The organism is Azospirillum sp. B2RO_4 (assembly GCF_051124815.1).
Lineage (GTDB): Bacteria > Pseudomonadota > Alphaproteobacteria > Azospirillales > Azospirillaceae > Azospirillum.
The window spans coordinates 724,648-737,892 of record NZ_CP118485.1 but is presented as its reverse complement, the minus strand read 5'-3'; the positions used below and the strand labels follow the sequence as shown (position 1 = coordinate 737,892).

Genomic DNA, 13,245 nt, shown 5'->3' with positions numbered 1-13,245 from the left:
CGGGGAAACGGCGGGATGCGCAAGGCGGGCAGGATGCGGTTAGCCGCCGTCCGCCGCCTTCGGTCGGCGCCCACGGCGGGGTGCTGGTCCCGCCGCCGCGCATTCGGCGCGGATGCGCTCCAGCAGGACGGAGGCCGGCTCGTCGTTCGGATCCTGCGGCACCAGTTCGCCCCGGAACGCCTTGGCGAGGATGGATTGGTCGAGAGTGGAACACCGTGACGCTATCGACTCGACATACCGCTCCAGGCGCTTGACTGCTTCAAGTGCTTTTGCCAGCTCCCGACAGATTTCAAGTTGCTCCTCATACGGCGGTACGGGGACAGGCATTGGACGGAGGTCACCGATGTTGACGCCTCGAACCGCCACCCCTTTTGCAACCCGTGCGAGGTATTGCTGCACTGGCGGGCTGCGAAGATAATTCGCAATGTATGCAGGCATTATACCGGCCAACGGTGCCATACGCGCAGTATCTTGCGTAATATTTCCGCCTTCTAGCTCGGAGGGGACAAGTGCAACACGACCAAACGTTCCGCGAATTGTCAACAAAACATCGTTTTTTTTCAGCTCTGAACGCCTGAACTGATCATGTATATCGCGAGTCGTTCTATTTAAGTCGCCGACATTTATCATGTCGTTCCGTATATTCATAACTTTTACATACGGAACCCCTTCCGCAACATCCGGCCCCGGCATAAGAATGCCATATTGAATTAGGCGTGTAGGATCGGTGACCTCTTCCATTGTCATGATCGCCCATGACGATGGACATTCGCTAAGGTTTATGGACGGCCGGTCATCTACCAACGCTGTCTCTAACCGCTTACGTGGGCGTTGCTTTTCAGAGGCGAGGATATTGGCCTGCGCGCGCAACGACTCTCGTATCTCCTTAGCTCCAGGCACTGCCCCGTGATGCTGGCGCCACTCCGCCGTCAGGTCGCCACGGAAGGCGGCGGCGAGGATGGATTGGCGGTAGCGGTCGATCAGGGCCGGCAGCGTGTCCAGCGCCTCACGCGCCCGGCGCACTCGGGTGGTCAGCGCTTCGATCTTCTCGACTATGCGGTATTGCTCGGGAAGGGGTGGCAGCGGAACCACAACATTGCTAAGTGTTTCAAGGTTAATATTTTTCTGAGCTGTGGCAGGCGCGAATTTCTGCAGCTCCCCTTTTACTGTTGGGAAGTAATACGATATGTACTTTGTATCGCATGCATGCTCGCCACGAAACCCTACTACGCTGTCGGGAAAGCAAGCGTCGAATCCCAAAATAGCTGTCTCCGCGATATTTGCAGCAATAGTTATGCAAAGCGTACCCTTCGGCCAAAGCCTGCTCTGATTAAGGCCAAAATCGCTATAAAATATCTTTGCAGACGTTATTTCTCCCTGCGCATTAGAAACGTCCCCCGTCTGAATAAACGGGTATTTATCACCAAATAGTTTTGAATCGTTTCGCGGGCGATGCTTTGATTTTCCGCGAGCTAACTCTCCCAATTCAGCTAGCGTCGCCAGAGTCCAGCCCGCCGGCATTTCCCGCCCGCTCATTCCGCGGCCTCCGCCAAGGCGCTATCCGCCACCTCGTCGCACCCCAGCAGGTCAGCCAGCGCCTCCATCTCCTCCAGCGCCACGCGCAGGGTATCGATGATTTCGGCGGCGATCACGTCCGGCTCGGGAAGCTCGGTCTCGGTGCTCTCGTCGCGCAGCCAAGTGAGGTCCAGGTTGTCGCCGCGCGCGGTGATCTGCTCGCGGGTGAAGCGGCGGAAGCGGCCCTGCTCGCCCTCGTCCACGCGCGATGCCTTGCCCAGCGGGTCGACGCCGTAGGCGGCCTCGAAGGCGGCGAAATGGTCGCGGGTCAGAGGGCGGGTCTTGCCGAACTGCGGCATGTTGGACCGCATGTCATAGACCCAGACCTCGCCGGTGTTGCCCTTGTCGCCGCGGCCGCGGGTGAAGAACAGAACGTTGGTCTTGACGCCCTGGCTGTAGAAGATGCCGGTCGGCAAGCGCAGGATGGTGTGCAGGTCGCACTTCTCCATCAGGTCGCGGCGGATGTCGCGGCCGGCGTTGTCCTCGAACAGCACATTGTCCGGCAGCACCACGGCCGCCCGACCGCCGGGTTTCAGGCCGCGGTAGATGTGCTGGAGGAAGGCCAACTGCTTGTTCGAGGTCGGGTATGTGAAGTCGTCGCGGCTCGGCAGACCGCCGCCCTTCTTGGTGCCGAAGGGCGGGTTGGTCAGCATGACGTTGACCTTCGGCAGCCGCGCCCCCTGCTCCGACAAGGCGTCGCCCAGTTGGAGGTCGCCGGTGACATCGTGCAGCATCAGGTTCATCAGGCCGAGCCGATGGGCGTCCGGCACCAGTTCCATGCCGACGAAGGCATGGTGGCGCTGGAAATACTGCTCCTCCGACTTCAGGTCCCACAGGTCGTTGGTGTGCGCCTTGACCCAGCGGTCGGCTGCGATCAGGAAGCCGCCGGTGCCGGCCGCCGGATCCTGCACATATTCGCCCGGCTGCGGCTTGACCAGCGCGACCATGCTGTCGATCAGCGGGCGCGGGGTGAAGTACTGGCCGGCGCCCGACTTCTTCTCCGTCGCGTTGCGCTCCAGCAGACCCTCATACATGTCGCCCAGCCCTTCCTGGCGGGCGGAGTACCAGTCCAGCCCCTCGATCGCTTCGACCAGCGCCTTGAGGATGCGCGGCTGGCGCAGGCTGGTCTGGGCGTTCTGGAAGATCGATTGGACCTGCGCCGAGCCATAGGTGCCGAGATGGATCAGCATCTCCTTGTAGAAGGTCAGCTGCTCAACGCCCTGCCGGCCACGGACATCGCCCCAGCGGTAGCCGGGCGGCAACTGCTCCTCCGCCCCCGTCTCCTCCGCCATCTTCAGGAAGATCAGGTAGGTCAGCTCGGTCACATACTGGTGATAGGTGATGCCGTCATCCCGCAGGATATGGCACAGCCCCCAGAGCTTGGAGACGATGTCGTTGGTGGCGTTCATGGCGCGCGTATCAATCCTCGGAGTAGTTCGACAAACGGCGCAGGCCGTTGCGCGTCGCGTATGCATGCAGAACGACCGCAAAGGCGCGGGCGTCCGCTTCGGTGTCCCAATAACCGCTGTCGATCTTGGGCTTTTCGCTGGCGGCATCGGATCGGGTGACCCGCCATTCTCCGGCACAATGCATGACCTCGAAGTAATCGTCATACATGCCGACGTGCCGTTCGATAAGGGCAATCATGTTCAGGTCGGTGGCATAAACCGGCGCGCACTCATCAGGCACGCTCACCCCATTCGGCAAATGGTGCAGGCCGTTGTCCATCGATGCGCCCCAGGCGTTCAACACGGCCCTGCCCTTCCGATAGGATGAGCGGTCGAATTCGTCGGCAAGCTTTTCGGCAATGTCTGCTGTCATCATCGCATATCCGAATGAAGCGGAGGGCACTTACCCTGCATCCTGCCAAAGCTCTTCATTGATCTTTGACAGATGCTCCGCCAGTTGCCCATCGAACATCCGGTCCAGCCGCGCAAACCCGCCACCTTGCTGGCGGAACTCGCCCTGGTCGAGCGTGTCACGATCAACAACGACCTCCTTCTTCAGATGCCGAGCGATCCTTTCCAGCCAGTCGCGTTGCGCCTTCGTCCAGGGCCGGCTGGATAGCACCCGCCGCATCGCCCGGTCCACCCGTTCGTCATAGGGCACCAGCGCATCACCCAGCGCCGCCCGGCGGATGTAGCCGATCACCGAGGCGGCGATGTCGGCGTTGTCCATGTCGCGGAAGGCCGCCCGCAATTCCGCCTCTCCGAAGCCGTCACGCTCCAGCAGCAGCCGGACCTCGCGCAGTTGGGCGCGGGTCAGCTCGCGCGGGGCGTTGGCGACGGCATTCAGCGCCGGTACCCGGTTCATGTTCTCGTCAAGATAGCGGCGGAAGCTGGCGATGTAATCCTCCGGCCGGGTGATGTTGACGCCGTAGCCGGTTTCCTCGTGCCGGAACTCGTCGGTGCCGTCATAGAGCGGGACATGGATCGGGTCGTCGCCGATGCGGGTGTCCAGCAACTCCATCAGCGCCCGGTGGTCGATCAGGATACGGGCGGCCTCCTCCGGTGCCGCGTCACGCAGGCGGCGGACGAAGGTTTCGGAGTCGGTGCCGGCAAGGTCGCGGAAGCGGCGCTCGCCCGCCTCGGTCAGCCGGCGGCGCTTGCGGTGCAGCTTGGCGACGATCTGGCCGACCAGCCAGCGCGCCTGCTGCCGACGCCGCTCGGCGACCTGGGGGTCCTCCGGCGTGGGAGCCGGCACGTCATCGGGGCCAAGGAACGGGGCCTGCCCCTCCTCCGCGAAGCCGGTCAGCGGAAGAGCAGGGGGCGGCACCTGCGCCGGCAGGGGTGTGCCGGTCGCCCCGGCCAGTTCCTCCATTAGCGTGGCAAAGGTGATGTTCGGGTTGGTGACCACCGGCCGCATCTGCGACATGGCTTCCATCGCCGCATAGATACCGACGGCGTCGAAGATGCGGAAGGCAGTCTTGTGGCGACCGGGGCCGAACAGATCCTCGCACAGGCGGGTGCCGCGGCCGATCATCTGCTCGTACAGGATGCGGCTGTTGACCCGGCGAACGAAGACCAGATTGACGATTTCCGGCACGTCGATGCCGGTCGTCAGCAGGTCGACGGTGACGGCGACCTTCGGCAGCTCCTCGTTCTTGAAGCGGCGGATTTGCCGCATCGGGTCGTCCGACCGCCCAGTGATCTTGGCGACGGCGTCATTGTCGATGCCGCCATAGCGGTCGGCGAAGGCCGTCCGCAGCGCGCCGACCATCGTTTCAGCATGCAGGTCGGTCGCGCAGAAGACCAGCGTCTTGCCCGGCAGGCTGGGGTCGATGTGACCGGCCAGCCATTCGGCGATGACCCGGTTGAAGTCGCGCGTCAGGACGCGGCGGTTGAAGTCCTGGACGTCATAGCGGACCTCGTCCGGCAGGTGGATCAGGTCGAGCTGGCCGGTGCGGGTGTCCAGCACGTCCACCGCCGCCCCGGCGTCCCAATGGATGCCCTCCTGGCTGAGGGCGGTATGGGCGCGGATGGGCGGCTCATGATCGACCAGCCAGCCGTCGATGACGGCCTCCTGGTAGGTGTAGTGGATCACCGGCTCGCCGAAGATGTCGACGGTGTGCAGGGCCGGGGTCGCAGTCAGGCCGATCCTCACGGCGTCGAAGCGGTCGAGCACGCGCCGGTACTTGGAGATGTAGTCGCCCTGGTCGCGGAAGCTCAGCTCCTCGTCCCCCATTTCGCGGTCGAGCAGATAGCCGCGATGGCATTCGTCGACGACGATGCAGTCGTACTCGTCGATGGGCGGCGGCGCATCGCCGTCCAGGATGCGGCGGACCAGGGATTGGACCGTCGCGATGTGGAGCTTGGTTTCCGCGTCCGGGACGATGTCGCCCAGCTCCTTGACCTGGAAGATGTCGGCGAAGACCTGCTGCTGCTCCATACGCGTTTCCTTGAACGCGTTGCCGGCCTGCTCGCCCAGCGCGGTGCGGTCGACCAGGAACAGGATGCGGCGGAAGCGCTGCGCCTTCAGCAGGCGATAGACGAGCGCGATGCAGGTCTTGGTCTTGCCGGTGCCGGTGGCCATGGCGACCAGGATGTCGCGCCGGCCGGCGCCGATGGCGGCCTCGACGGCGCGGATGGCCCGCTCCTGATAGTCGCGCAGCGGAAAGTTATAGCCGAAGGGGTCGCGGGCAAGACGGTCCTGCGCGGCCCGCGGATCGTTGCGCAGCGCCTCCAGCAGGCCGGCCGGGGTGTACCAGCCGTCGAGCGCCTTGGCATGGTTGTGCGGGTGGCGGGCGTCGCGGAACCAGACGCCCGACAGCTCCTCGAACTGGCGCAGGAAGGGGCGGCCGTTGGTCGAGAAAAGGAAGGGCACCGGGTAGCGCGCGTCGCCCTCCCCCCACGGCCCTTCGGACGGCGGCGCCTCATCAGCCCGGCGGACATAGCCGCGGCTGTAGCGGGCCGCCCACTCGATGTATTCGGAGGCGTTGGTGTTGCGGCGCTTCGCCTCGACCATGCCGACGATGGTCAGACCGACGAACAAGGCGTAATCGGCCCGCCCATCCGCCGTGGGCCATTCGGCGATGGCGAGGTTGCGGCCCTTCTGCGGGCAGGTGCCGGCGGCATAGCTCAGCGTCTCGCTGTCGGCTTCCCAGCCGGCTTCGCGAAGCTGGGCATCGATCAGGCGGCGGGTTTCACGCTCGTCCAGGTCGATGCCCTGCCCGACCTCCTGCGCCAGCTCGACGGCCTGCTGGATGGCCAGCGCCGGCATAGCGGCGGCCTGTGCCTGGACGCTGGTCAGCAGTTCGGCTTCCAGCCGGGCACGGTCGGCCTCGACCTGCTGGGCCAGCCGCTCCCATTCCAGCCGGTCCGCCTCGGCCTGGGCGGCGCGTTCCTCCGCGGTCAGGCGGCGCTCGGCTTCCGCTTGGGCTTCGGCCGCCATGCGCTCATGGGCCGATTGCTGCGCCTGGAGTTCGCCGCGCAGCCGGTCCAGCTCCGCCTTCATGGCGGCGCTCTCGGCGCGTGGATCGCGCGGCGGCACGAAGGGGCCGGGGTTGAAAGCGCGGTCGCCGGTCACGGTGCAATGGAACCAGACGCCCAGCGTGCGGCCGTGCTTCAGGCAGGACAGCGCCATCGCCTGATCGCCGGCAAGGTCATGGTTCGCCGCGTTGCCGGTCTTGCGGATGTAGTGGAAGAGGTCGCCGACCTCGCGCGGCAGCGCGCCACGGTCGCGCAACCGGCGTAGCAGCTGGTCCTGCGTCTCCTCCGGCGATGTCCACATGCCGAGCTTGGCGGCCGTCAGCTGGGCCAGCAGCTCGGCGAACTGCCGCATCTTGAGGATCGCGGTGTTGGCGTCGTCCGCGAAGAAGCGCTCGCCGAGCGCACCAAGCCGTTCAAGCTGGATGCTGTGTTTCGCGAGGAAGCTGAAGTTGGCTGACCGGCTCACCATTCACCTCATGCAAGCGCCTGAGCTTACACGTCGAGGCGGACCCTGTCACCTTGCTGTGTCGACCTGCGGTTGGGTCATGTCGGGGCCGGAATGGTCGGCGCATCAGAGGCGGGGGCGCGGCGTCACCGAGGGGCACCCTCCCTCTGCCGTGACACGGCTGTGACACCGTGCGCGTTGCGGCCCCGAAAACCTAAGTCAAATGCTGGCGCCGGAGGTAGTCCTCGCTCTGCATCTCCATGAGGCGACTCACCGTCCGTTCAAATTCGAAGGCGTGGGTGCCTTCCGGGTAGAGGCGCTCCGGCGGGCCTTCGGCGGCGATGACGACGTTGACCTTGTGCTCGTACAGCGCGTCGATCAGCGTCATGAAGCGCTTGGCCTCGTTGCGCAGTTCGTCCTTCATGGTCGGAACGTGGTTGATCAGCACCGTGTGGAAATGGGTGGCGATGGCCAGATAGTCGGCCGCCCCCAGCGGCTTGCCGCACAGGTCCCAGAAATCGACCCAGGCCACGCATTTGGCGGCGCGGTCGATCTCGACGCGGCGGCCCTGCACCGTCAGGCTGCAGGGCTCGCCCGATACACCGCCGGTCAGGTCGGAAAAGGCCTTGGCGAGGGCGGCATCCGATGCGGCACCCAGCGGGTGGTGGTAGATCGGCACGCCCTTCAAGCGGTCCAGCCGGTAGTCGGTCGGGCCGTCCAGCGACAGGATGTCCAGCTTTTCCTTCAGAAGTGCGATGAAGGGCAGGAACAGCTCGCGCTGGAGCCCGTCCTTGTACAGCATATCCGGCGGCCAGTTGGAGGTCGCCACCACCACCACGCCCAGATCGAACAGGTTGGTGAACAGCCGGCCCAGGATCATCGCGTCGACGATGTTGGTGACGTGGAACTCGTCGAAGCAGAGCAGCCATGCCTCGTCGGCGAGCGCGCGGGCCAGTTCGGGCAGCGCCTCGTCGGGGCCGTCGCCTTTTCCCTTGCCGGACTGGCGGTGGTCGTGGATGCGCTGGTGGATCTCCAGCATGAATTCGTGGAAATGGACGCGCCGCTTCTTGTCGACCGGAGCGGTCTCATAGAACAGGTCCATCAGCATCGACTTGCCGCGTCCGACGCTGCCGTAGATGTACAGCCCCTGTGGCGCGGTGGAGGCGATGTCCGGCGGCGGCGGCGCGGCGCGGCGGCGGCCCAGACCGAACCGTTCCAGCCACCCTCCCCCGGCCGGCCTGTCGTCGCCGGCGGGTTGCGGCTGATAGCCCTTCAGCGCCTGGTACAGGCTTTGGAACTTCTCCGCCGCCAGTTCCTGGTCGGGATCGGGGCGAAGCGTGCCGCTGCCGCGGCGGGCGCGGTAGAGCGAAAGCGGTCCGTCGGTCATGGGAATATGGGCGATCCGGCTGCCAAGATGGTCCCTTACCTAGCGGATGGAGCCGCTCCCGGCAACCGCCGACAGGATGGCGGGCGGGGAATGGCAGGGTGGCGCCACATGCCGTCGACGCCCCCCGGCGGCGCGGCATCTGCGCGCAGTGCCGACGGCAGATGTTTCCGTCCGGTTACACTTTCTTTAGGGTAGCGGTCGGTCTGACCAACACGGGCCGTCAGGTCGCAAGCACCACTGGAAGCCGCCACGCCGATGCCCGTTCCCGGGTCCCCTTCTCCGCCGCTGCCCCGCTCCGCCGCAACGCTGGCGGGGGCGCTGCGTGGCCGGTTGGGATCGGTGCGATTCCTGATGACCGCCTCCGGCCTCGCCTTCATCCTCGTGGTCAACGCGCTGATCGGATACGGCATGCTGCTGGGCCGGCGCGAGGCGCTGGATGCGGGGGAGCGTGCCACCCGCGATCTTGCCCGCATGCTGGAATCGCAGACTCTGCGCACCGCCTTTTCGGTCGACCAACTGCTGCGCGACCTCGCCTTCGCGCTCGACACGCTGCCCGACGGCGCCCGGCGCGGCAGCCCTGCCATCCATGACCATCTGCGAGAGCGGCGCGATTCCTTCGCGGAACTGGCCGATCTGGTGGTGGTCGGCGCCGACGGCTTCGCCCTGCACCATTCGGCCGAGGCGCCTTTGCCGACGGCGACGCTGTCGGACCGCACCTATTTCGCCGGGCCGCGCAACGGTGCCGGGCAGGGGCTGCATGTCGGCGCCGCCATCGCCAGCCGGGTGAGGGAGGGGACGCGCGTCATTCCCTTCAGCCGGCGCTGGACGGACCGCGACGGCGGTTTCCGCGGCGTGCTGGTCGCCATGGTCGACCCCAACCGGCTGGCGGCGACGCTGGAATCGCGGGGCATCGACCGCAAGGGCAGCGTGATCCTGGCGCTGGCCGACGGCACCATCCTGCTGGACCGGCCACCGGGCCACAATGGGCCGGTCCGGCTGACCGACTGGCCGGCGGTGTGGCAGGCGTTGGCGGCGCATGACGAGGCCACCATCCGCGACGCCATGCCCGGTTCAGGTCCCGGCTTGGGGGCGGGCATCGACAGTCTGGTCAGCGTGCGGCGGGTGCAGGGCTATCCCTTCGTCATCGTGGCGACGTTGCCGGTGGGGGCGGCGCTGGCCGAATGGCGGCGCGATACGGCGGCCTGGACCGCGATCGGCACGGTCATGACCATCGCCATCGCCTTGCTGACCGCCTTCGTCGTCCGCCAGCACGCCCGGCGGGAGGAGGATCAGGCCCGGCTGGCCCGCGCCTCGCGCCGGATCCGAGGCATCCTCGATTCCATGCTGGATGCGGTGGTGACCTTCGACAGCGCCGGGCGCATCGTCACCTTCAACCGGGCGGCCGAGATGATGTTCGGCGTGCCGGAGCGCGAGATGATCGGCCAGCCGATCGAGGCGCTGATCCCCGATGCCCGCGGCGGCGCCAACGACCGCGACCTGACCGCGATACGCCGCGACGGCCGCGCCTTTCCGGTCGGCTTCACCGTCAGCGATCTGCGGCTGGGCGGCGGCCCCTGCGCCCCGGCCTCCTACCCGGCCTCCGTCGGCGCGCTGCGTCCGGACGAACCACGCATCTATGTCGGCGTCATCCGCGACATGACCCGCCGCAAGCAGCAGGAGGCGGAACTGATCGCCTCCAAGACGCAGGCGGAACTGGGAAACCGGGCGAAGAGCGAGTTCCTCGCCAACATGAGCCACGAACTGCGCACCCCGCTGAACGCCATCATCGGCTTCGCCGAGGTGCTGGACAGCGAGTTCTTCGGCGCCCTCAACGACCGGCAGAAATCCTGCATCGCCGACATCCACGACAGCGGCCGGCACCTGCTGGACATCGTCAATGCCGTGCTGGACATGTCGAAGCTGGAATCCGGCCAGTTCGAGCTGTGCGAAGAGGCGGTCGAGGCGCATGAGGCGGTCGGGCAATGCCTGATGATGGTGCGCGACCGCGCCGCCGCCGGTGGGGTCGCCATCCACAACGAGGCGACGGCCGCCGTCGCCACCCTGTGGGTCGACCGCCGGGCCTTCAAGCAGGTGATCCTGAACCTGCTGTCCAACGCCGTGAAGTTCACGCCCAACGGCGGCAGCATCACCATCACCGCCGGGCTGGACAAGGATGGCGGCTTCGCTTTGACGGTGGCCGACACCGGGATCGGCATCCCGCCCGATTTCATGGCCGACCTGTTCCAGCCCTTCCGTCAGGCGGAGAATGCCGCGAACCGCAGGTACGAGGGCACCGGGCTGGGCCTGTCGATCTCGAAGAACTTCATCGACCTGCATGGCGGAACGCTGACCTGCCGCAGCGCGCCGGGGGCCGGGACCGCGATGAGGGTATGGCTGCCGGCGGAACGGGTGATCGATCGCTCCATCAAGATGGGCGGGCATGCGGCCCCTGCGGCCTGACACCGCGTCGGCCCATGCGGCCCAGGCAGATCAGCGGATTCGGGTCGCGGTGAAGCGCCTCGGCGGGTTGACGAAATCGTCCTGGGCGGCGATCAGCTGCAGCTCGCGCGTGCCGATGCGCTTGGTCGCCTCGAAGATGGCATAGATCGCCGCCGCGGCCTTTTCCAGCGCGGCGGCCGGGTCGAAGGCGGTCAGGTAATGGGCGAGGAACAGCGCCGCCACCGCGTCACCCGACCCGTTGGGCGGCGGGTCGAAGGTCAGGCGCGGCGTAGACACCAGCCAGGAGCCGTCGGCGCCGTCCGCCAGCATCTCGATGCTGTCGGGATCGGCATCGCTGCGGGTCAGGCTGGTGACCAGGACCAGCCGCGGCCCGCGCGCCCGCAACGCCGCGGTCGCCGCCAGCGCGTCGTCCAGCGTCTCCACCTTGCGGTCGGTCAGATATTCCAGCTCGAACTGGTTCGGTGTCATCAGGTCGGCGGCGGGCACCGCGTGGTCGCGGATGAATTCCGGCAGGCCGGGCCGCACGAAGAAGCCGCGGCCGACATCGCCCATCACCGGGTCGCAGCAATAGATCGCCTTGGGGTTGGCGCCCTTCACCCGCGCCGCGGTCTCCACGATCACCTGCCCCAGCTCGACGGCGCCCATATAGCCGGACAGCACAGCATCCTGAGACGGCAGCACTCCGCGGGCGGCGATGCCGTCTACGATCTCGGCGATGTGCTCCGCCGTGAAGACCTGTCCGGTCCAGGCGCCATAGCCGGTGTGATTGGAGAACTGGACGGTGTTCACCGCCGTGGCGTCGATCCCCAGCCGCTGCAGCGGAAACACCGCGGCCCGGTTGCCGACATAGCCATAGGCGACGTGCGATTGGATGGTGAGGACGCTTTTCATGGGGCCAAGCGTAAGCGACGGTCCGCCTTGCGTAAACCCGCCGACTCCATGGCTAAGACCGGGATGCGTGGCATGGCTGCCATGCAGGGCGCCTGCCCCATGCGCCACTGTGACGGCCTGGCCCATGGACAGGGCGGCGGCCGGCGGCTAAAGCTGCCCTCTCCAACCATCCGCATTTCCGGGAAACCGCCATGGCCACGACCGTCCGCCCCCGCCGCAGCGTGCTCTACATGCCGGGTTCGAACGCCCGCGCCCTGGAAAAGGGACGCAGCCTGCCCGCCGACGGGCTGATCCTCGACCTGGAGGACGCGGTCGCCCCCGACGCCAAGGCGACGGCGCGCGACACCATCGCGGCTGCGCTGTCGGCCGGCGGCTATGGCGGGCGGGAGCTGATCGTCCGCGTCAACGGACTGAACACCCCCTGGGGCTATGACGACCTGCGCATGGCGGCGGCCAGCGGCGCCGATGCCGTGCTGCTGCCGAAGGTGGAGAGCGCCGATGCGGTGCGGCAGGCCGAAGCGGTGCTGCGCGCCGCCGGCGCCCCGGCCGGCCAGAGCATCTGGTGCATGATGGAGACGCCGCTGGGCATCCTGAACGCCAAGGAGATCGCCGGAGCCTCCCCCGCCGTCGGCGCGCTGGTGCTCGGGACCTCGGATCTCGCCAAGGACCTGCACGCCGCCCATACGGCGCAGCGGCTGCCGATGATCACCAGCCTGGGGCTGTGCCTGCTGGCGGCACGGGCCTATGGGCTGGCGGTGCTGGACGGCGTGCATCTGGACCTGAACGACGACGAGGGCTTCGCCGCCTCCTGCCGGCAGGGGCGCGAGTTGGGCTTCGACGGCAAGACGCTGATCCATCCCAAGACGATCGCCGCCTGCAATGCCGCCTTCGCCCCGGATGACGAGGAGATCGCCCAGGCCCACCGCATCATCGCCGCCCATGCGGAGGCCGCGGCATCCGGCAAGGGCGTGGTGCTGGTCGACGGCAAGCTGGTGGAGAACCTGCATGTCGAGAACGCCCGCCGGCTGGTAACCCTGGCCGACGCCATCGCCAAACTGCAAGCTGCGGGGTGAGCAACGGCTGCGGCACGACCGTTCCCGAAACGAAATGATCGCCGCACCGACAATTCCGGTTGCAGAATTTATCGGTGATTTGGAACCAACCCCCCGGCTGTCCGGTTGTCGATTCAACAAGGCACAGTCGGAGGTTGGTTATGGCCTCGAAAGAGAGCAATCGGACGTCGGGCCGCGGCTTCGCGTCGATGGACCCTGATCGGCAACGTCAGATCGCCAGCAAGGGCGGCGAAAGCGTGCCGGCCGACAAACGCAGCTTTTCAAAGAATCCGGAACTCGCGGCGGAAGCCGGGCGCAAGGGCGGGCGCAGTGTCCCCGCCTCCTCGCGCAGCTTCTCCAAGAACCCCTCGCTGGCGGCGGAAGCCGGCCGCAAGGGCGGACAGGCGAGCCATGGCGGTCGCACGGCCGACCGCCCGGCCGGGGGCGATTGAAGCGCTGTTAACCGTGCAGACGAAAAAGCCCCCGTCCTTGCGGACGGGGGCTTTT

9 protein-coding genes are annotated in these 13,245 nt (G+C 66.7%); 3 read left to right on the top strand and 6 right to left on the bottom strand.

The window, feature by feature from the left end; all coding sequences use genetic code 11:
- Positions 1–39: 39 nt before the first annotated feature.
- The 5 genes from PWS46_RS03385 to zapE all read right to left on the bottom strand — a co-directional run bounded on the left by PWS46_RS03385 (position 40) and on the right by zapE (position 8,335).
- A complete protein-coding gene (locus PWS46_RS03385; protein WP_434618039.1) occupies positions 40–1,536 on the bottom strand; it encodes a restriction endonuclease subunit S in 1,497 nt (498 codons plus the stop codon).
- The gene (locus PWS46_RS03380; protein ID WP_434618036.1) at positions 1,533–2,984 is read right to left on the bottom strand and encodes an N-6 DNA methylase; all 1,452 of its coding nucleotides are present in this window, start codon (positions 2,982–2,984) and stop codon (positions 1,533–1,535) included. Before PWS46_RS03380 ends, PWS46_RS03385 begins: the two co-directional genes overlap by 4 nt.
- A gap of 10 nt (positions 2,985–2,994) precedes the next feature.
- Positions 2,995–3,399, bottom strand: a complete 405-nt coding sequence (locus tag PWS46_RS03375; RefSeq protein ID WP_434618033.1) for a hypothetical protein — start codon at positions 3,397–3,399, stop codon at positions 2,995–2,997.
- Positions 3,400–3,426: 27 nt separating this feature from the next.
- Positions 3,427–6,972: a type I restriction-modification system endonuclease gene (gene hsdR / locus PWS46_RS03370; protein WP_434618030.1), complete on the bottom strand. Its 3,546-nt coding sequence runs from the start codon at positions 6,970–6,972 to the stop codon at positions 3,427–3,429.
- A gap of 190 nt (positions 6,973–7,162) precedes the next feature.
- Positions 7,163–8,335 carry a cell division protein ZapE gene (gene zapE, locus PWS46_RS03365; protein ID WP_434618027.1) on the bottom strand — a complete coding sequence of 391 codons (1,173 nt, stop codon included), beginning with the start codon at positions 8,333–8,335 and terminating at the stop codon, positions 7,163–7,165.
- 255 nt (positions 8,336–8,590) lie between these two features.
- On the opposite strand from zapE, the gene PWS46_RS03360 reads away from it, so the two are divergent.
- Positions 8,591–10,795, top strand: a complete 2,205-nt coding sequence (locus PWS46_RS03360; RefSeq protein WP_434618024.1) for an ATP-binding protein — start codon at positions 8,591–8,593, stop codon at positions 10,793–10,795.
- Positions 10,796–10,825: 30 nt separating this feature from the next.
- On the opposite strand, the gene pdxY is transcribed toward PWS46_RS03360, so the two are convergent.
- Positions 10,826–11,686 (bottom strand): pyridoxal kinase PdxY, encoded by an 861-nt coding sequence (gene pdxY, locus PWS46_RS03355; protein WP_434618021.1) that lies wholly within the window; start codon positions 11,684–11,686, stop codon positions 10,826–10,828.
- 191 nt (positions 11,687–11,877) lie between these two features.
- On the opposite strand from pdxY, the gene PWS46_RS03350 reads away from it, so the two are divergent.
- Positions 11,878–12,759, top strand: a complete 882-nt coding sequence (locus PWS46_RS03350) for an HpcH/HpaI aldolase/citrate lyase family protein (protein WP_434618019.1) — start codon at positions 11,878–11,880, stop codon at positions 12,757–12,759.
- A 140-nt stretch (positions 12,760–12,899) separates the two neighbouring features.
- Positions 12,900–13,190, top strand: a complete 291-nt coding sequence (locus PWS46_RS03345; RefSeq protein WP_109050568.1) for a general stress protein — start codon at positions 12,900–12,902, stop codon at positions 13,188–13,190.
- The last annotated feature ends 55 nt before the right edge of the window (positions 13,191–13,245 follow it).